This is a genomic window from Paenirhodobacter enshiensis (assembly GCF_000740785.1).
GTDB lineage: Bacteria > Pseudomonadota > Alphaproteobacteria > Rhodobacterales > Rhodobacteraceae > Rhodobacter > Rhodobacter enshiensis.
In genome coordinates, this window is record NZ_JFZB01000001.1 from 13361 (window position 1) to 33228 (window position 19868).

The window sequence follows — 19868 nt, forward strand, 5'->3', positions numbered from 1 at the left end:
CAGGAGGTATCAGCTGCGGCAACCGCTCAGCGGTGCGACGCCCGGTCAACGCCCGGGGGATGGCGCGACACCGGCCGCACCGGCGCCCACCCGCAGGCCGTAACGCCCCGGGAGCGGAACCGGCCTCCCCGCTCAGTCCCCGGCCGGCAGCACCTTGCCCGGATTCAGGATACCCTGCGGATCGAGCGCGCGCTTGATCGAACGCATCACCTGCAGTGCGACCGGATCCTTGTGCGCCGCCATCTCGGGCAGCTTCGACAGCCCCACCCCATGCTCGGCCGAGAAGGTTCCGCCCAGCATCACCGCCTCTTCGGCGATGGCGGCGCGGATCGCGGCGCGCACCGCCTCGTCGGGGCCGCCCGGATAGACCGAGTAATGGATATTGCCGTCGCCCAGATGCGCTACCACCAGCGTCCATGCCTTCGGGTCGATCCCGCCAAGCCGCGCCGCCATATTGTCGAGGAAGGTTTGCAGCCGGTCGAGCGGCAAGGCGACATCGGTGTCGATCACCAAAGGATCGGTGAAGGTGATCTCGGCCGCGGCCTCGCGCATCTGCCACAGCCGGCGGCGCTGCTGTTCCGAGGTCGCGATGACCGCATCGGCGACATCGCCCGCCTCCATCGCCCCGGCAAGCAGGGTCTGCAACCGCTCCGTCGGATCCTCGCCCGGAACGGTGGTTGCGGCCTCGACGAAGATGTTCACCTCGCCCGGCGCGATGGGCGAGGCGAGATCCGGCCTCAGCTCGGCCAGACGCAGCATGTAATTGTGCGGCATGTATTCGAACGCCTCGACCGCGCCGCCGGTGCCGGCCTGGATGCGGTTCAGAAGCCGCAGCGCCGCCCCGAGGCTGTGCATCGACATCAGCGCCGTCGCATAGGCCACCGGGCGCGGCGCCAGCTTGAACACCGCCGCGGTGATGATGCCGAGCGTCCCCTCTGCCCCGATCAGCAGGTCGCGCAGATCGTAGCCGGTGTTGTCCTTGCGCAGCGCCGAAAGAGTGTTCATCACCCGCCCGTCGGCCAGAACCGCCTCGATCCCGAGGCACAGCATCCGCGTGTTGCCATAGCGCAGCACGTTCGAGCCGCCGGCATTGGTCGACAGGAATCCGCCCACCATGGCCGAGCCCTGCGCCCCGAAGGTCAGCGGGAACACCAGACCGTTTTCATCGGCCAGATCGCGCAGGGTCTGCAAGATCACCCCGGCCTCGGCGGTCACGGTCTGGGTCGCGGGGTTGACCTCGCGCACCCGGTTCATCCGTGCGAGCGACAGCATCAGCGCGCCCTCGGCCTTGGTGCCGCCGTTCAGGCTGGTATTGCCGCCGACCGGAACCACCGCCGTGCCCGTGGCCGAGGCAAGCTGCATCACGCGCGAGACCTCTTCGGTCGAGGCCGGGCGCACCACCGCAAGCGGGCTCCAGTGGTAATAGCCGGTCCATTCCTCGCCCCAGCCGGCGGTGTCGGTTCCACTCAGCACATTGGCGTCGCCGACGATGGCGCGCAGCTGTTCGATCAGGGTCATGGGGGTCTCCGGTAAACGAGGAGCCAGGCTCAGCGCCAGTCGAAAAAGTCCTTCGGCGCCTCAGCCATCAGCTGGCGCGCCAGCGTGTCGCCGATCTCGGCGCCTTCGGACAGCGCGCCGCGGATCTCGCCGCGGATCGCGTCGGAACCGTCGGGACGCAGGATCTCGCCGCGCAGCCACAGCCGGTCGCCCTCGATCAGCGCGAGGCCGGCGATCGGCGTCTCGCACGAGCCGTCGAGGGTTTTCAGGAACGACCGCTCGGCCGCGAGCCGCATCCCCGTCGGCGCGTGATGGATCGGGGCGAGGAGTGCCGCGACACGGTCATCCGCCTCGCGCCGCTCGATGCCGATGGCGCCCTGCGCAAGCGCGGGCAACATCTCCTCGGGCTCGATGGCCGAGCTTGCGACGTCGGCCATGCCAAGCCGGTTCAGCCCCGCCATCGCGAGGAAGGTCGCGACGGCGACCCCATCATCGAGCTTGCCCAGACGGGTCTGCACATTGCCACGGAACTCGACCAGTTTCAGATCCGGGCGCCGGTTCGCAAGCTGCGCGCGCCGGCGCAGGCTGGACGAGCCCACCACCGCGCCCTGCGGCAGCTCGTGGATCGAGCCCACCTGGCGCGACACGAACGCATCGCGCACGTCCTCTCGCGGCAACAGACAGTCGAGGATCAGCCCCCCGGGCTGCACCGTCGGCATGTCCTTCATCGAATGCACCGCGATGTCGATGGCGCCGGAACTCAGCGCCTCCTCGATCTCGCGGGTGAACAGACCCTTGCCGCCGATCTCCTTCAGCGCGCGGTCGAGCACCTTGTCGCCGGTGGTCTTGATCACCACCACCTCGAAGGCGGCCTCGGCCAGCCCATGCGCGGCCATCAGCCGGTCGCGGGTCTCGTAAGCCTGCGCAAGCGCGAGCGGCGAGCCGCGCGTGCCGATTTTCAGCGGGTGGGTCTGGTCTGGCATCTGCATGGATTTGCCATAGCTCCGGCGTGGGAGTCGCGCAATCCCGGCGTGGCGCAAAGGGCCTGCGACCGGCTGGCGCACTTGACACGCGGCGCCCGGCGCGGGACTGAGGGACAAATCCCGGAGGACCACCGAATGACCGACAAGACGATCCTGCGTGCCCTGCGCGGCGAAGTGCAGCCCGTGCCGCCGGTGTGGATGATGCGCCAGGCCGGCCGCTACCTGCCGGAATACCGCGCGACGCGGGCGAAGGCCGGGGACTTCCTGTCGCTGTGCTACACCCCCGACCTCGCGGCCGAGGTGACCTTGCAGCCGATCCGCCGCTATGGTTTCGACGCAGCGATCCTGTTCGCCGATATTCTGCTGCTGCCGCAAGCGCTTGGCACCGATCTGTGGTTCGAAACCGGAGAGGGCCCGCGGCTGAGCCCGGTGACCACCCCCGCGGGCGTCGCGGCGCTGCGCGGCAAGGACGACATCCACGACCGCCTCGCCCCGATCTACGAGACGGTGAAGATCCTCGCGCGCGAACTGCCGCGCGAGACCACGCTGATCGGTTTCGCGGGCGCGCCCTGGACCGTCGCGACCTACATGATCGCCGGCCGCGGCACCCCCGATCAGGGCCCGGCGCACCGGCTGATCGCCGAGGACCGCGCCACCTTCGAGGCGCTGATCGCCCGCATCACCGAGGCGACGATCGAATATCTTTCCGCCCAGGTCGAGGCCGGCGCCGAGGTCATCAAGCTGTTCGACAGCTGGGCGGGCAGCCTGAAGGGCCAGGACTTCGACGATTTCGCCGTCGCGCCGGCGCGCCGCATCATCGCCGCGCTGAAGGAGCGTCATCCGGGCCTGCCGGTGATCGCCTTCCCGCGCGAGGCGGGCGAGAACTACGCGGGCTTCGCGCGCCGCACCGGGGCGGATTGCGTGGCGCTCGATACCTCGGTTCCGGCCGACTGGGCAGCGCGCGAGGTGCAGATCGACGGCTGCGTGCAGGGCAACCTCGACCCGCGGCTGATGGTGACGGGCGGTTCCGAACTGGTGGCCGAGACGCGGCGGATCGTGCGCGCCTTCTCGGGCGGGGCGCATATCTTCAACCTCGGCCATGGCATCACCCCCGAGGCCGATCCCGACAACGTCGCGCTGATGATCGAGGCGATCCGTCAGGGCTGAGCGGGCCGGCAGAACGAGTGAAATGAAAGATGCCGCCCCGAGGGGCGGCATCTGTCGTTTCAAAGATCTTTTGATCCGGGCGTTCCCCTCAGGCCCGCCCGCGGGTTGCGGGCCGGGCCGAAGCGGACTCACTTGTCGCGCGGCTTCTTGCCGGCGGGCTTGCCGAACTTGGCCGAGGGCTTGGCCCCCGCGGGCTTGCCGCCGAATTTCGCCGGGGGCTTGCCGAACTTGCCCTCGGGCTTCGGACCGGGCTTGCCGCCGTGACCGCCTTCGCGCGCCCAGGGAGCGGCCTTGCGCCCCTTCGGTGCGCCGCCATCTTCGCGTGCGGCCGGGGTATACGGACGATCTTCATGCGAACGACCCTCGAACGAACGCTCCTCGCGCGGCGGGCCCTTGCGATGGGGCTTCTTCGGCCCGTCCTCGTGGCGCGGGCTGAAGCCTTCGCGCGGCTTCGACCAGCGTGCGGGCTTCGGCGCCGGACGGTCGAGCCCCTCGGGCGGCGCATCGAGAACGTCGACGCCGCACTTGCCTTCGAGCACCATCTCGGGCGCCAGCGCGCCGACGAACCGCTCGGCCGCATCGGCGTGGATCTGCACGAAGGTATGGTCCTGCATCACGCGGATCGCGCCGATGTCGCGACGGGTCAGATCGCCCGCGCGGCACAGCATCGGCAGCAGCCACTTCGGATCGACCCACTGATCGTGGCCCATGGTCAGACGCACCCAGGTGGCGCGGTCGAACTCGGTCCGCTCGCGCGGTTTCGGCCCGTCGAGGGTGACGGGGATCAGCTCTTCGGGGGCGGAACGCGCGGCGCGGAAGTTGCGCACCACGGCGGCGGCCAGCTGACGCGGATCGAAGGCGGCGACGAGGCTGGCGATGTCCTCGGCCTCATCCTCGGTCGCGGGCGCGGTCAGCACCGGATCGGCGAGCAAGCGCACGCGGTCGCGCGCGATGATGTCCTCGGGGCCGGGTGCCGGCTCCCAGGTGGCGTTGACGCCCGCCTCGCGCAGCAGGCGTTCGGCCCGGCCGCGGAAGTTCACCGGCACGATCAGCGCCGAGATCCCCTTCGAGCCAGCCCGCCCGGTGCGGCCCGAACGGTGCAGCAGCGCTTCGCGGTTGATCGGCAGATCGGCGTGGATGACGAGTTCCAGACCCGGCAGGTCGATGCCGCGCGCGGCGACATCGGTCGCGACGCAGACGCGGGCCCGGCCGTCGCGCAGCATCTGCAGCGCGCGCGAGCGCTCGTCCTGGGTCAGCTCGCCCGAGAGCGCCACGACCGAGAAGCCGCGGTTCAGCAGCTTGCCGGTCAGACGCGTGACCTCGGCGCGGGTCGAGCAGAACACGATGGCGCGTTCGGGCTCGTGGAAGCGCAGCAGGTTGACCATCGCGTTCTCGCGGTCCGAACGGTCGACGAACAGCGCGTGATAATCGATGTCGGAATGCTGCGACTTGGCCGAGATGGTCGAGATCCGCTCGGCGTCGCGCTGGAAGGTGCCGGCGAGCTTGGCGATGCCGGGCGAAACGGTCGCCGAGAACATCAGCGTGCGACGGTCGGCCGGCGCCGCCTCGAGGATGAATTCGAGGTCTTCGCGGAAGCCCATGTCGAGCATCTCGTCCGCCTCGTCGAGCACGACGGCACGCAGCGCCGAAAGGTCGAGCGCGCCGCGCCGGATATGGTCGCAGATCCGGCCCGGGGTACCGACGACGACATGCGCGCCGCGTTCGAGCGCGCGCCGTTCGTTGCGCGCATCCATGCCGCCGATGGCGCCCGCGATCACCGCGCCGGCCTTTTCGTAAAGCCAGCTGAGTTCGCGGCTGACCTGCTGGGCAAGTTCGCGCGTCGGTGCGACGACAAGGGCACGCGGCAGGTCGGGGAACGGCGACAGGCCGGTGTCCCCGATCAGCTCGCCGGCGATCGCCAGACCGAAGGCCACCGTCTTGCCCGACCCGGTCTGTGCCGAGACCAGAAGATCGCGCCCGGCGAGCTCCGGATGGGCGACAGCCTCCTGAACGGGGGTGAGGGTAGCATATCCCTTCGCGCTCAGCGCCTCGGACAGGGCTGCGGGAAGGTGGTCGAACTGGGTCATATTTACCGGCGCTTTCAAATTGCGGAAGCGGGCCTTCTAGACGCAAAGGCGGCAAAGGGAAAGCCCTGTCTGCATTGGTGCAGGAAATGGCGGGGCGGGACGGCAGATTTCCGTCTGCGGGGGCTTTGCTCCGCGAAGGGGCAAGGGAGGGGGCTCTGCCCCACTCATAAGCGAAAGAAAGGGGGCTCTGCCCCCTCGGGCCTTCGGCCCTCACCCCCGGGATATTTTCGGCAAAGCGAAAGGGGCAAGGCGCGCTTTCGCGGCGGGCTCAGCGCCACATCGCGAGGGGGGGGAGGCTCATCAGAACCGCTTCCGCGTCATGGCCGGTGGCGAGGCCGAATTTGGTGCCACGGTCGTAGACGAGGTTGTATTCGGCATAGAGGCCACGGTGGATCAGCTGGGTCTCGCGGTCGGCTTCGGTCGCGGGGGTGGCGAAGCGGCGCTCGGCCAAGGGCAGGAAGGCGGGGAGGAACGCCTCGCCCACGGCGCGGGTGAAGGCGAAATCGGCCTCCCAGTCGCCGGTGTTCAGATCGTCGTAGAAGATGCCGCCGACGCCGCGGGCGCGGTGGCGGTGCGGAATGTAGAAATAGCGGTCCGCCCAGTCCCTGAAGCGCGGGTAATACGCCGGATCATGCGCGTCGCAGGCGAGGCGCAGGGTGTCGTGGAAGGCAGCGGTGTCCTCGGGGTATTCGATGCAGGGGTTGAGATCGGTGCCGCCGCCGAACCACCAGGCGCCCGGCGTCCAGAACATCCGGGTGTTCATGTGCACCGCCGGCGCGTGGGGGTTGCGCATATGCGCGACGAGCGAGATCCCCGAAGCCCAGAACCGCGGATCGCCGGCGATGCCGGGCACGCCACGTTCGGCCATGGCGCGGCTCGCCTCGGGCGAGAGGGTTCCGTGCACGGCCGAGACATTCACCCCGACCTTCTCGAACACCCGGCCGCCGCGCAGCACGGACATCAGACCGCCGCCCTGATCCTCGCCATCGGGGCCGGTGCGCCGGGTCGGGCGCAGCTCGAAGCGGATGGGCGCGGCGCCTTCGGCGGTGGCCCGGGCCTCGAGCCCTTCGAAGGCGGTCACGATGCGGTCGCGCAGCGTGCGAAACCACTCGGCCGCACGGGTCTTGCGGGGGGCGAACGGGTCTGTCATCGGGAACCTCCTTCGGGTCAGGCCCCCGGACGGGACCCCGGTTCCGGGGTATCAAAAGCCGCCCGGCGGGAAAAGCCCGGCCGCGCGGCGGGCAATTGCCTTTCCGGCCGGGCTGCAGCAGGATGAGGCGAACCCAAGGAGGCCTCCGATGCACCGCGCGACCGTTTTCCCCCTGCTCAGCCTTGTGGCGCTGGCCGCCTGCGCGACGCCGCAGCAGCGCTGCATCAATGGCGCGACCGCCGAGGTGCGCAACCTGCAATCCATGCTGACCGCGGTGAACGGCAACCTGGCCCGCGGCTATGCCTATCAGAGCTATGAAGTTCCGGTGATGGACTGGGAGATGTGCGGCTACGACACCTTCCCCGGCCGGCATGGCGAGATCATCCAGCGCCCGCGCATGTGCCCGGTCACCGATACCGTCACCAGACAGCGCAGCGTGCCGATTGACCCGGCGGCCGAGGCGCGCAAGCGCGATGCCCTGATCGCGCGCATCGCCGCGTTGCAACCGCAGATGAACGCCCAGATCGCCGCCTGCAACGCCACCTACGGCACGCCTGCCCCCGTCGCGGCGCCCGTAGCAGCGCCCGTCATGGAACCGCCCGTCACGGCACGCAGGTGACGGCGCGGGCGGACACTCAGTAGGCCGGCACCCGCACCGGATCGAGCAGGTCGCGCCCGCCGTCCACCGTGACGATCTGCCCGGTGACGAAGCTCGCCGCCGGGGAGGAAAGGTATTGCACCGTCTCGACCAATTCGGTCGGCGGCGCGATGCGGCCGAGCGGGGTGCCCGCGACGATCTCGTCGCGCCAGCCCTCGTTCTCTTTCAGCGCGCCCTGCAAAGACCCCGACATCACCGAGGCGAACGCCACCCCGTTCACCCGGATCCTGTGCGCCGCAAGTGCCACCGCGAGGCTGCGCGTCGCCTGATCCTGCGCCGCGCAGGCGATCGAATAGGACAGGATCCCCGGCTGAGCACGCCGCGCCGCGACCGAGGAGACATTGACGATGGCGCCCAGCTCGCCATGCTCACGGCCCTCGCGCTCGGCTTGCTGGATCATCCGGCGCGCGGTCATCTGGCTCAGCTTCAGCCCTGCCATCAGGTTGTGGCGCAGCATCGTCATCAGCGCATCGCTTGCCGGATCGAGCGGATCGTCCGGCACGAACATCCGCGCCGCATTGACCAGAATGTCGACCTGACCGAAGCCGTCGATGGCCGTCGAGAGCAGGTTCGCCATCGAGAGTTTCTCGCACAGATCGGCCGCGAACAGCCGCACCGGACCGTCATGGCGGGCGAGATCGCCGAACTCGGCCTCGAGCCGCTCCTCGTCGATGTCGGAACACACGACCAGCGCCCCGCGGTCGATGAAATGACGCGCGATGGCGAGGCCGAGGCTTGAGGCCGCGCCGGTGACGATGGCGGTCTTGCCGGTGATGGCGAGGGACATGAGAACCTCTTTCGCTTGGCTGATCGCTGAGGGCCGATGCCCGGCCCCGGGATGAAAGCGCCGGTCAGCGCCGTTTGCGCGGCCCGGAAGCCGGACGCGTGGCCGGACGCGTGGCGACAGGGGCCGCAGCCGCCCGCGCCGCGGCGCCGACAATGGGTTTCGAGGCACGGATCAGCCGGAACACGCCGTCGCGCCCGCCCGGCAGCGTCAGCTCCTCGACCTCATGGAAGGCGGCGCGCAACACCTCGTCATAGGGCAGATGGCGGTTCGCCACCATCCAAAGCGTGCCCGAGAGCGACAGCATCCCGCCCGCTGCGCGGATGAACGCCGCACCGAGCGCCGGATCCGCCGCACGCCCGGTGTGGAACGGCGGGTTCATCACCACCGCGCCATACCGCTCGTCCGAAGACCAGCGCAGCGCATCGGCCCAGTGGAACCGCGCCCTGGGATCGGTGACGTTGCGCCGGGCGCAGTCAAGCGCCGCCGCCTCGGCCTCGACCAGATCGAGGCGCTCGACCCCCGGCTTCGCCAAAATCTGCGCCGAAAGCCAACCCCACCCCGCGCCAAGGTCCGCGACGCGCGCGGGCAGCGTCTCGGGCAGGCAGGCGGCGAGGAGCGCCGAGCCCCGGTCGATCGCATCGGCCGAAAATGTTCCCGGCAGCGTCACGAAGCCCTCGGCCGGGGTCTGCTCGCGCCCGGCCCAGTCGGCGAGCGCCTCGGGATCGGCCGTGAGGCGGAAAATCTTGCCATGCGCCTTGGCGAGCGGCTCGGACACCGGCACGCGGGCGCGCAGCTCTTTCAGCAGGGAATCGATGCCGTCGGTCTTCAGCCCGTCGATCCAGACCGGACCGCCGGGGACGACGCTCGCCATCGCCTCGGCGACGAGAGCGCGGGCCTCGGCCTTGGCGCGCGGCACGAAGACCACGGCCGCCGCATAGGGCCCCTCGGCGCGGGCCGAGGTGGCGATCCCGCGCGCGGCGAGCGCGTCGTGATCGGGGCGGAACCCCTGAATGGCGTGCAACCGCTCGCGCGGCAGATCGCTCAGATCCGTGTCGGCGAGCGGGCGGAACAGCGCAATGCGGCCTTCGGGCGGCAAGACATCGGGCGCGTCGAGGACGAGCGACAGGCGGGGGTGGGTCATCGGGCGATCAGCGAGGCCGGGGCCTCACTCCTTTTCCATCGTGCATTGCAGCGGGTGCTGGTGACGGCGGGCGAAATCCATCACCTGCATCACCTTGGTCTCGGCCACCTCGAAGGAGAACACGCCGACAACGGCCAGCCCCTTCTTGTGCACCGTCAGCATGATCTCGAACGCCTGTTCGTGGGTCATGCCGAAGAAGCGCTCCAGCACATGCACCACGAATTCCATCGGCGTATAATCGTCGTTGAGCAACATCACTTTATACATCGGCGGGCGTTGCGTGCGCGGCCGGGTCTTCAGCGCGATGCCGATGTCGTTGTCATCGCCCGTGCCATCACCACCGCCGGCAGAGGCGCACAACGCCGCATGGGCAGCGCAGGGCGCAACAATCGGGAAGAAACAGGTCATGGCGCGGGCAAGGTCCGGTTCTGAGTTGGGAATCATGCTGTGACGAAAGGACAATATAGGGCGAAGGGGCGGACTTGGAAAGGCAGCCGCCCGAACCGGTCCTGAAAGCGCCCCGCCCACGCCCGCGCGCAGGCGCGAAGGCGTGACTTGCCAGCCCTGCCGGGCTGGCGCACAGCACCCGCGATTGCCTGCCCGGAGACGACTCATGCCCCTGCCCGCCACAGCTCCCCCCACCCTGTCCGCCATCGGCTTCGATGCCGACGACACGCTGTGGCACAACGAGCGCTACTTCCGCGCCGCACAGACCCGGTTCGAGGAGCTGATGGTGGACTTCCTGCCCGCCGAAGACCTCGGCGCGCGGCTTTTGCTGACCGAGGCGCGCAACATCCGCCACTATGGCTTCGGCGCGAAATCCTTCGCCCTGTCGATGATCGAGACCGCGATCGAGGTCAGCGGGGGCGCCGTTCCCGCCCCGGTGATCGCGGAAATCCTAGCGGCCGGGCGCGAGATCCTGTCGCACCCGGTCGAGCTGCTGCCGCATGTGGGCGACACGCTCGACGCGCTCGCCGGCCGCTACCGGCTGATCCTGGTCACCAAGGGCGATCTGATCGACCAGGAACGCAAGCTCGATGCCTCGGGGCTGCGCGACATGTTCGACGCCATCGAGATCGTCCCGCACAAGCATCCCGAAACCTACCGCAGCGTCTTTGCCCGCCATGCCGAGGGCGCCGGGCGGGCGATGATGGTGGGCAATTCGCTCGTTTCGGACGTGCTGCCGATGCTCGCGGCGGGCGGTTACGGCACCCATGTGCCGCATGAAACCACCTGGGCGCTCGAACGGGCCGAGCCGCCCGTCGCCAACCCCCGCTATGCCGGGATCGGCGACCTCGCAGCGCTGCCCGCACTGGTCAGCGGGCTGCGTGGATGACCGCCGGTCCGCCGATAACGGCCGAACCGGCAAAAGTGCCGTATTTCAGCCGTTTCCAGATCGAAAATCCCATGCTAGGCTATGTGTCGAAGCGCCGGCAGAAAATGACCGGAGCGCGAGGCAAGATGAGGGCAGATACCGTGACCACGCTGATGCGTCGGGTCCGATTCGGGCTTGTGGCAATCCTGTTGTTGGCGTTCCCCGCCATGTCCCTTGCGGCGCCCTTTGCGGCCTACGTGATGGATGCGCGCACCGGCGAGACGCTGTATTCGCAAAACGCCGACACCCGGCTGTATCCGGCCTCGCTGACCAAGATGATGACGCTTTACATCGTCTTTGACGCGATCGAGCACGGCAAGCTCAGCCTCGACACGATGGTGACGGTCTCGGCCAACGCGGCCGGTCAGGCGCCGTCGCGTCTCGGTCTGCGGACCGGCCAGCAGATCCAGCTGCGCTATCTGATCCGCGGCGCCGCGATCAAATCGGCCAACGATGCGGCCGCGGCGATGGGCGATTTCATCGGCGGCAACGAGGCGGGTTTCGCCGCGAAGATGAACGCGATGGCGCAGCGTCTGGGGATGAAGAACACCACCTTCAAGAACGCCAACGGCCTGACGCGCGAGGGCCATCTGTCCACCGCGCATGACATGGCGATCCTCGGTCGCCATCTGATCTACGATTTCCCGCAGTATTACGGGCTGTTCTCGCGCCGCACCGCCGACGCCGGCATCGCCAAGGTGGCCAGCACCAACCGCAAGTTCCTCGATGCCTATGACGGCGCCGACGGGATCAAGACGGGCTATACCGTCGCGGCAGGGTTCAACCTGGTCGCCTCGGCGCAGCGCGGCAACAAGCGGGTGATCGGTGCGATCTTCGGCGCGACCTCGCCGGCCGAGCGCAACACCAAGATGGCGGCACTGCTCGACATGGGGTTCCAGCGCTCGCCGGGCAGCGTCAAGGGCGCCTCCGCCACGCCGCAGCTCGTGGCACTGCGCCCCTCGGGCGATGTCGCGGGCCCCGAGGTCAACGGCGCCGAGGATGCCGACGAGGAAGATGGCGCGGCCGTCGCGCCCTCCAACAGTCAGCGCCCCATGGCACGCCCCGAGGACGGCCAGCCCGCCGCCCCCGACGCCGCTTATGTCGCCGCGACCGAGACCCGTCCGTCGGTGCGCCCCGTGCCCTCGCCGGTGCCGGTCTCTGCCACGGCAGCCCCCCAGCCCGCCGAACAGCCCGCCATGCAAACGGCCGGGCCCGCTTCGGTGCGCCCGCTGATCCGCCCGGTTCCGGCGCCGCGCGATGGCCGCACGACCGCGGCCGCCACGCCCCAGTCCGCCGCCCTGCCCGAGCACGCCTTCGTCCAGAGCGCCGCGCCTCAGCCCGAAACCGTCGCGATGGCGGCCGAACCGGTCTTCCCCCCGGATACCATCGAGCAGGGCGATGCCGATCCGCGCGCCCCGGTTCTGGTTCAGGGCGCTGCCCCGAAGCCCGAATCGCAGCGCAAGAGCCCGCACAACGACACGGTGATCCTCGCCTCGCTCAGCCCGCCCGCCCCCTCGCGCGAGAAAACCCGCGAAATGGTCTCGCGCTCCGAGGGACAGCGCAGCTGGGGCATCTCGATCGGCAGCTTCGCATCGAAATACGCCGCAGAGCGCGCCATGCTGCAGGTCGCGCTGACCGAGAGCGACACGCTCAGCTCGGCCACGCGCAACGTGCAGGCGCGCAAGTCGGCCTTCGAGGCGACCTTCGTGAACATGACCCGCTCGGATGCCGAACTGGCCTGTGCGCGACTGGCCGCGCGCGCCAGCACCTGCTCGCTCATCGGGCACTGATCGGGCGCGGGCCCTGCCCTCCGGGGGCGGGGCCGCGCCGCCCGGGCGAAATCCGTATCCGCCCGCATGCAGGTTGATCCGTGTCAAAGTCCCCGACGGATAGCGCCGATAAGGTGTATCCCAGAATGCTTAATGCAGGGGACAAGTTTCATGGCCTACAAGACGATGCTGACGATCGTGACCGAGATGGCCGCGGCCAAGGCACAGATCGACACGGCAATCCAGCTGGCCCGCCGGCAGGATGCGCATCTCGATGTCCTGTGCCTTGGCGTCGATCGCACCCAGACCGGCTATTACTACGCCGGTGCCTCGGCTTTTGTGCAACAGGAAGCGGTCGAGCGCAGCCAGCAGGAAGCGCGCGACATCGAGGCCGCGGTGCGCGAACGTCTGGCCGGCGAGGATATCCGCTGGTCGAGCGAAGCGCTCGTCGCCCAGATCGGTGCGATCGGTGCGGTGACGGGGATGCGGGCACGCTTCGCCGATCTGGTGATCTCGGGCCGGCCCTATGGCGAAGGCCGCGGGCTGGAGCTTGAGGCGACGCTGGAAGCGGCGCTGTTCGAAGGCCAGGCCCCGGTGCTTCTGGTGCCCGATGGCTACACCGGCGAGGTGCCGGCGAAACGCGTCGTCGTCGCCTGGAACCAGTCGGACGAGGCGCTCGATGCGGTGCGCAAGGCGATGCCGTTCCTGAAGGCGGCCGATCTGGTCGACATCACGGTGATCGACCCGCCGACCCACGGGCCGGAGCGGTCGGACCCCGGTGGCCAGCTCAGCCAGTATCTCGCGCGTCAGGGCGTGAAGGCCGAGGTTTCGGTTCTGGCCAAGACCATGCCGCGGATCTCGGACGTGCTGAACCGCCATGTGCGCGACACCAACGCCGATCTGGTGGTGATGGGTGCCTATGGCCATTCGCGCTTCCGCGAAGCGATCCTTGGCGGCGCGACCCGGCACATGCTGGAACTGTCGGATACCCCGGTCGTCATGGCCCACTGAGGTCTGAAGCACTGAGGCCGGACCGGCCGAAAACACGAAGGGCGCCCGAGGGCGCCCTTTTTCGTTTCAGCCCGGCGGGAAACCGCGAGAGGCCCCCTGCCCCGGCAGTTCTCAGACCAGAAAGCCACCGTCGCTGTCGTCGCCGGCCTCGGTCATCAGCACATCCATATCGGGGATGATAACGCGGCGCTTGCCTTCCAGCTCGATCACGCCCTCGCGTTTCAGCTGCGACATCTGCCGGCTCACCGTTTCCAGCGTCAGCCCGAGATAATCGGCCATCGCCTCGCGGGTCAGCGGCAGTTCGAACGCCATACGCCCCTTCGCCTCCTGCCGCTTCACCGAGGCATCGCGCCGCGCGATGATCGACAGAAGCGAGGCGATCTTCTCGCGCGCGGTCTTGCGCCCGAGAAGCAGCATCCATTCCCGCGCCGCATCGAGTTCATCGAGCGTCATCTGCAACAGCCGCTGCGCGATATGGGGCGTGCGCTCCATCATCTCCTCGAACGGCTTGCGGCGGAAACAGCACATCACGATGTCTGTCGTGGCAATGACGTTGTAGGCCGCCTCGCCGCGGCCGGGCCGGCCGAAGAAATCCGAGGGCAGCAACAGGCCCACCATCTGGGTGCGCCCGTCTTCCAGCGTCTGGGTCAGCGTCGCCACGCCCGAAATGAGCGAGGCCACGAAATCCATCCGGTCGCCCGCCCAGATCACCGTCTGTCCCGCCTCGAAGCTGCGGAAATACTTGATCTGCTCGAGTTCCTCGATCTCGTCGCCCTCGCAACGGGCGCAGACGGCACGGTGCCGGATCGGGCAGTCGCCACAGGTTACCGCGGCATGTATGCCGTCGTCATGCGCCATGAGACCTCGCTTGATATGGGTCAATTTCACCCGAAGGCTCGCGCCTTATTAGTAATCTCATGGATCAGATTACGCAACTCGCCCGACTCGGTCTGTTCGACGCCCGTGTGCCCCGCTACACGAGCTATCCGACCGCGCCCCATTTCGGCACCGAAATCGGCGCCGCCGATTTCACCCGCTGGATCGCGGCGATCCCCGAGGGGGCGCGGATCTCGCTTTATCTGCATGTCCCCTTCTGCCGCAGGCTGTGCTGGTTCTGCGCCTGCCGCACGCAGGGCACGCAGAATGAGGAGCCGGTGCGCGCCTATCTGCAAACGCTGCTGGCCGAGGTCGCGCTGCTGAAAGCGCAGCTGCCCCGCGGCGTCACTCTGTCGCGGCTGCACTGGGGCGGCGGCACGCCGACGCTGATGGACGCCGACATGATCGCGACGCTCGCCGCGGCGATTCGCGATGCGGTGCCGATGGCGCCCGATGGAGAATTCTCGGTCGAGATCGACCCGAACGAGATCGACGATGCCCGCGCCGATGCGCTGGCAGCGGCGGGGATGAACCGCGCCTCGATCGGGGTGCAGGATTTCGACCCCGAAATCCAGAAGGTGATCGGCCGCGAACAAAGCTATGAGGTCACCCGCGCCGCGGCCCAGATGCTGCGCGCGCGCGGCATCACCAGCCTGAACGCCGATATCCTCTATGGCCTGCCCGGCCAGACCCGCGAGAAGATTTCCCAGTCTGTCCAGATGCTGCTGTCGCTCAACCCCGACCGGGTGGCGCTGTATGGCTATGCGCATGTGCCGTGGATGGCGCGGCGTCAGACGATGATCCCCTCGGACGAGCTGCCCACCCCCGAAGAGCGCCTCGCGCTGTTCGAGACGGCGCGCAAGCTGTTCGTCGCCGATGGCTATGACGAGCTTGGCATCGACCATTTCGCGCTGCCCACCGACGGGCTCGCAAAGGCCGCGAAGGCCGGGCTGATGCGGCGCAACTTCCAGGGCTACACCGACGACACCGCCGAGGTTCTGGTGGGGCTGGGTGCGAGCTCGATCTCGCGCTTCCCGCAAGGCTATGCGCAGAACGCGCCCGCGACCTCGGCCTATACGGCGGCGATCCGCGAAGGGCGGTTCTCCACCAGCCGCGGCCATGCCTTCGTGGGCGAGGACCGGATGCGCGCGCGCCTGATCGAGGCGCTGATGTGCGATTTCCGGGTCTCGACGCAGGAACTGGTGCAGGACTATGGCGCCGATCCCGCGGAACTCGCCCGGCTGCTGTCGTCTTGCGCCGAGCATTTCGGCCCGATGGTCGCGCTGACCACCGAGGGGCTGGAGATCCCCGAGCAGGGACGGCCGCTGACCCGGATGATCGCGCGCCATTTCGACGCCTACGATCTGTCGAAACATTCCTCGGCGATCTGATCTCGCTGCACATGAACACCGAGGGGCGGCACCGACCGCCCCTTTTTCATGCCCCTATGCCGGCTCAGCCCCTCGGGCCGAGGGCGGCGGCGATCAGCGCGCGGGTGTAATCGGTGCGCGGCGCGGCGAAGATCTGTTCGGCCTCGCCGGTCTCGACGACATCGCCCTGCTTCATCACGATCACCTTGTGTGCGAGCGCGCGCACCACCCGCAGATCATGGCTGATGAACAGATAGGCGAGGCCATGGCGATGCTGCAGCGCGCGCAACAGCTCGACGATCTGCACCTGCACCGTCATGTCGAGGGCCGAGGTCGGCTCGTCCAGCACCACCACCTTCGGGCGCAGGATCATCGCCCGCGCGATGGCGATGCGCTGGCGCTGCCCGCCCGAGAATTCATGCGGATAGCGGTGCATCCATGCCGGATCGAGGCCGACCTCGGTCATGATCTCGCGCACCATGTCGTCGCGGTCGCGGCCGGGGTCGACCCCATGCACACCAAGCCCCTCGGCGACGATCTGGGCGATGGTCATCCGCGGGCTGAGCGCGCCGAACGGGTCCTGAAACACGATCTGCATGTCGCTCCGCAGCGGCCGCAGCTCTGCCCCCGTCAGGGCCGAGATGTCGCGCCCCATGAACAGGATCGGCCCCTCGGAATGGATCAGCCGCATCAGCCCGAGCGCGAGCGTGGTCTTGCCCGAACCGGATTCGCCGACGATCCCCAGCGTCTCGCCCGCGCGCACGGAAAGCGTGGCGCCGTTCACCGCCTTCACATGGCCGACGGTGCGGCGCAGCAGCCCGCGCCGGATCGGAAACCAGACCTTCAGATCGGTCGCGCTCAGCACCTCGGGGGCGTCGGGGGCGACCGGATCGGCGTGGCCCTTGGGCTCGGCCGCCAGAAGCTTGCGGGTGTAGGGATGGCGGGGATTGGCGAAGATCTCGGCGGTCGGGCCCTGCTCGACGATCTCGCCCTTGCTCATCACGCAGACCCGGTCGGCGATGCGGCGCACGACGCCCAGATCGTGGCTGATGAACAGAAGGCTCATGTTGCGCTCGGCCTTCAGCCCGGCCAGCAGCTCCAATATCTGAGCCTGAATGGTGACGTCGAGGGCCGTCGTCGGCTCGTCCGCGATCAGCAGCTCCGGCCCGTTCGCCAGCGCCATCGCGATCATCACCCGCTGGCGCTGCCCGCCCGAGAGCTGATGCGGATAGTCCTGCAACCGGCTCTCCGGATCGCGGATGCCGACCTGATCCAGAAGCTCGACGATGCGCGTCCGCGCCTGCGGGCCCCGCAGCCCCTGATGCAGCGCGAGGCTCTCGCCGATCTGCTTCTCGATGGTGTGGAGCGGGTTGAGCGACGTCATCGGCTCCTGGAAGATGAAGCTGATGTCATTGCCGCGCACCTTGCGCAGATCGGCTTCGGAGGCGCCGACCATCTCGCGCCCGCGGTAGCGCACCGACCCCGAGACCTCGGCCGAGGGGCCGAGCAGACGCACCGTCGAGAGCGCGGTGATCGACTTGCCGGAACCCGACTCGCCCACCAGCGCCACGGTCTCGCCCTCGGCGATGGCGAAGGAGACGCCATGCACCGCCTCGGTCAGACCCGCCTCCGAACGGAACGCGATCTTCAGGTTCTCGATCTGGAGAATGTCGCTCATCTGAACACCTTGCGCGGATCGAAGGCGTCGCGCACCCCCTCGAAGATGAACACCAGAAGCGACAGCATCAGCGAGAAGGTGAAGAACGCGGTGAAGGCGAGCCAGGGCGCCTGCGGGTTCTGCTTGCCCTGAAGCGCCAACTCGCCGAGCGAGGGGGCGGAGCTCGGCAGCCCGTAGCCCAGATAGTCGAGCGAGGCGAGCGTCGAGATCGCCCCGGTGATGACGAAGGGCAGCATGGTCAGCGTCGCCACCATGGCGTTGGGCAGGATATGGCGGAACATGATCACCCGGTCACTGACCCCGAGCGCGCGCGCCGCGCGGACATATTCGAAATTCCGCGCCCGCAGGAATTCGGCCCGCACTACGCCGGTCAGCGCCGGCCAGCCGAACAGGATCACGATGAACACCAGAAGCCAGAAGCTGCGCCCGAGGATCGCGAACAGGATCATGATGACGAAAAGCGACGGTGTGGAGGACCAGATCTCCAGCAGGCGTTGCAAGATCAGGTCGGTCCTACCGCCGAAATAGCCCTGCACCGCGCCCGCCGCGATGCCGATGGCCGAGGCCACCGCCGAGACGATCAGCGCGAAGCCGACCGACAGCCGGAAGCCGTAGATCACCCGCGCCAGCACGTCGCGCCCGGTGTTGTCGGTGCCGAGCCAATGCGCGCGATCGGGCGCCGAGGGCACCGCGCCCACGTCATTGATCGTGCGATAGCCGTAGGGGATCGGCGGCCAGAGCAACCAGCCGGTCTGCACCGCCTCGCCGCCGACCTTGCCGGTCTGGCGCGCCTCTTCCATCGTCTTGTCGGGGGTGTCCCAGCATTCCTGACGCCCGCCGGTGACGATCAGGCATTGCACCGAAGGGTCGCGATAGATCGCCTCGGTGCGGAAGTCGCCACCGAATGTCGTTTCCGGGTAAAAGCGATAGACCGGCATGTAAAGCGATCCGCGATAGCTGACGAGGATCGGCCGGTCATTCGCCACCAGCTCGGCAAACAGCGACAGCCCGAACAGCACCGAGAAGACGATCAGCGACCAGAACGCCCGGCGGTTGTCGCGGAAATTGCGCAGGCGCCGGCGGGTCAGGGGGGACAGCTGCATCAGCCCTCTCTCCGCTCGAAATCGATCCGGGGATCGACCAGCACATAGGTGATGTCGGAAAGGATCCCCACCACCAGCGAAATCAGCCCGAACACGTAAAGCGTGCCGAAGATCACCGGATAGTTCCGCTCGGCCGCCGCCTGAAAGCCCAGAAGCCCCAGCCCGTCGAGCGAGAAGATCGTCTCGACGATGATCGAGGAACCGAAGAACACCCCCAGAAACGTCGCCGGAAAGCCCGCGATCACGATCAGCATGGCGTTGCGGAACACATGGCCATACAGCACCCTGCGCTCGCTCAGCCCCTTGGCGCGGGCGGTCATCACATATTGCTTGTTGATCTCGTCGAGGAAGGAATTCTTCGTCAGCAGCGTCATCGTGGCGAACCCCGAGATCGTCATCGCGATGGTCGGCAAGGTGATGTGCCACAGGTAATCGACGGCCTTGCCCCATGTGGTCATCGTCGCCCAGTCATCCGAGGTCAGCCCGCGCAGCGGGAATATCTTCCAGTAAGACCCGCCGGCGAACAGCACCATCAGCAGCACCGCGAACAGGAAACCGGGGATCGCATAGGCCACGATCACCGCGGCCGAGGTCCAGGTGTCGAACGGCGTGCCGTTGCGCACCGCCTTGCGGATGCCGAGCGGGATCGAGATCAGATAGGCCAGCAGCGTCGACCACAACCCGAGCGAAATCGACACCGGCAGCTTCTCGGCCACCAGCTGCATCACCGTCTGCGGGTGATAGAAGCTCTTGCCGAAATCGAAGGTCACGTAATGGCCGAGCATGATGAAGAACCGCTTCCAGGCGGGGATCTTCTCGGCGTGGCAGGCAGGATTGCCGAGGTCGGGGGTGCCGGTGAAGCCGTCGGCACAAACGATGCGCGAAAAGCCCATCTGCACCTCGAGCTGATGCAGCAGCTGCGGCGAGATGCCCCGCGCCCCCTGATAGCCCGGATCGTCGAGCCCGCCCTGCGACTGGCCGGCGTCCCCCCCGCCCGAGATGTTGCGCAGACTGTCGGCATCGCCCTGAACGCGGGCGATGATCTGTTCGATCGGGCCGCCGGGCACGAAATTGGTCAGCGTGAAGCTGATCAGCATGATCCCGAACAGGGTCGGTATCACCAGAAGCAGCCGCCTCAGGATATAGGCCCCCATGCGCTCCCCTGTCCTTGTCGTCGCACCGCGCCGCCGGCCCTGCCCCTCTGATCGGGGCCGGA

The 19868-nt window shown here is 68.3% G+C and carries 17 protein-coding genes; 6 read left to right on the plus strand and 11 right to left on the minus strand.

What is annotated here, in order from left to right; all coding sequences use genetic code 11:
- Window positions 1–132 precede the first annotated feature (132 nt).
- Together CG50_RS00060 and hemC are read right to left on the minus strand one after the other, a co-directional pair.
- Window positions 133–1518 (minus strand): FAD-binding oxidoreductase, encoded by a 1386-nt coding sequence (locus CG50_RS00060; RefSeq protein WP_036633790.1) that lies wholly within the window; start codon window positions 1516–1518, stop codon window positions 133–135.
- 29 nt (window positions 1519–1547) lie between these two features.
- Window positions 1548–2480, minus strand: a complete 933-nt coding sequence (gene hemC / locus CG50_RS00065) for a hydroxymethylbilane synthase (RefSeq protein WP_036634250.1) — start codon at window positions 2478–2480, stop codon at window positions 1548–1550.
- Between the two features lie 135 nt (window positions 2481–2615).
- Between hemC and hemE the strand changes: the two genes are divergently transcribed.
- A complete protein-coding gene (gene hemE, locus CG50_RS00070) occupies window positions 2616–3647 on the plus strand; it encodes a uroporphyrinogen decarboxylase (protein WP_036633792.1) in 1032 nt (343 codons plus the stop codon).
- 128 nt (window positions 3648–3775) lie between these two features.
- Here hemE and CG50_RS00075 read toward each other — a convergent pair whose 3' ends face one another.
- Both CG50_RS00075 and hemF read right to left on the minus strand, forming a co-directional pair.
- Window positions 3776–5734, minus strand: a complete 1959-nt coding sequence (locus CG50_RS00075; RefSeq protein WP_036633794.1) for a DEAD/DEAH box helicase — start codon at window positions 5732–5734, stop codon at window positions 3776–3778.
- Window positions 5735–6002: 268 nt separating this feature from the next.
- Entirely contained in the window at window positions 6003–6884 is an 882-nt protein-coding gene (gene hemF, locus CG50_RS00080) for an oxygen-dependent coproporphyrinogen oxidase (protein WP_036633795.1), read from the minus strand.
- A gap of 148 nt (window positions 6885–7032) precedes the next feature.
- Between hemF and CG50_RS00085 the strand changes: the two genes are divergently transcribed.
- Window positions 7033–7503, plus strand: a complete 471-nt coding sequence (locus CG50_RS00085; protein WP_051909260.1) for a hypothetical protein — start codon at window positions 7033–7035, stop codon at window positions 7501–7503.
- Between the two features lie 16 nt (window positions 7504–7519).
- On the opposite strand, the gene CG50_RS00090 is transcribed toward CG50_RS00085, so the two are convergent.
- The 3 genes from CG50_RS00090 to clpS form a co-directional block, all read right to left on the minus strand.
- The gene (locus tag CG50_RS00090; protein WP_036633796.1) at window positions 7520–8329 is read right to left on the minus strand and encodes an SDR family NAD(P)-dependent oxidoreductase; all 810 of its coding nucleotides are present in this window, start codon (window positions 8327–8329) and stop codon (window positions 7520–7522) included.
- 64 nt (window positions 8330–8393) lie between these two features.
- The gene (locus CG50_RS00095; RefSeq protein WP_081880211.1) at window positions 8394–9470 is read right to left on the minus strand and encodes a class I SAM-dependent methyltransferase; all 1077 of its coding nucleotides are present in this window, start codon (window positions 9468–9470) and stop codon (window positions 8394–8396) included.
- 24 nt (window positions 9471–9494) lie between these two features.
- Complete coding sequence (gene clpS / locus CG50_RS00100; protein WP_081880212.1) at window positions 9495–9878, minus strand: ATP-dependent Clp protease adapter ClpS; 384 nt, start codon at window positions 9876–9878, stop codon at window positions 9495–9497.
- Window positions 9879–10083: 205 nt separating this feature from the next.
- Between clpS and CG50_RS00105 the strand changes: the two genes are divergently transcribed.
- The 3 genes from CG50_RS00105 to CG50_RS00115 all read left to right on the plus strand — a co-directional run bounded on the left by CG50_RS00105 (window position 10084) and on the right by CG50_RS00115 (window position 13625).
- Entirely contained in the window at window positions 10084–10806 is a 723-nt protein-coding gene (locus tag CG50_RS00105) for an HAD family hydrolase (RefSeq protein ID WP_036633797.1), read from the plus strand.
- Between the two features lie 125 nt (window positions 10807–10931).
- Entirely contained in the window at window positions 10932–12635 is a 1704-nt protein-coding gene (locus tag CG50_RS00110; RefSeq protein ID WP_245615530.1) for a D-alanyl-D-alanine carboxypeptidase family protein, read from the plus strand.
- 150 nt (window positions 12636–12785) lie between these two features.
- Window positions 12786–13625 carry a universal stress protein gene (locus tag CG50_RS00115; RefSeq protein WP_036633798.1) on the plus strand — a complete coding sequence of 280 codons (840 nt, stop codon included), beginning with the start codon at window positions 12786–12788 and terminating at the stop codon, window positions 13623–13625.
- 111 nt (window positions 13626–13736) lie between these two features.
- Here the strand turns inward: CG50_RS00115 and fnrL are convergent, their stop codons facing one another.
- The gene (fnrL, locus tag CG50_RS00120; RefSeq protein ID WP_036633800.1) at window positions 13737–14483 is read right to left on the minus strand and encodes a transcriptional regulator FnrL; all 747 of its coding nucleotides are present in this window, start codon (window positions 14481–14483) and stop codon (window positions 13737–13739) included.
- Window positions 14484–14542: 59 nt separating this feature from the next.
- Here fnrL and hemN point away from each other — a divergent pair, with 59 nt between their 5' ends.
- Window positions 14543–15892, plus strand: coding sequence for an oxygen-independent coproporphyrinogen III oxidase (gene hemN, locus CG50_RS00125; RefSeq protein ID WP_036633802.1), 1350 nt, complete (start codon window positions 14543–14545; stop codon window positions 15890–15892).
- 64 nt (window positions 15893–15956) lie between these two features.
- Here the strand turns inward: hemN and CG50_RS00130 are convergent, their stop codons facing one another.
- Genes CG50_RS00130 through CG50_RS00140 form a run of 3 tightly spaced genes read right to left on the minus strand, consistent with a single transcriptional unit; the run spans window position 15957 to window position 19806 of the window.
- Window positions 15957–17549, minus strand: coding sequence for an ABC transporter ATP-binding protein (locus CG50_RS00130; protein ID WP_036633803.1), 1593 nt, complete (start codon window positions 17547–17549; stop codon window positions 15957–15959).
- A complete protein-coding gene (locus CG50_RS00135) occupies window positions 17546–18652 on the minus strand; it encodes an ABC transporter permease (RefSeq protein WP_036633804.1) in 1107 nt (368 codons plus the stop codon). The genes CG50_RS00130 and CG50_RS00135 overlap by 4 nt, the downstream gene beginning before the upstream one ends.
- Entirely contained in the window at window positions 18652–19806 is a 1155-nt protein-coding gene (locus CG50_RS00140; protein ID WP_036633806.1) for a microcin C ABC transporter permease YejB, read from the minus strand. The genes CG50_RS00135 and CG50_RS00140 overlap by 1 nt, the downstream gene beginning before the upstream one ends.
- Between the last annotated feature and the right edge of the window lie 62 nt (window positions 19807–19868).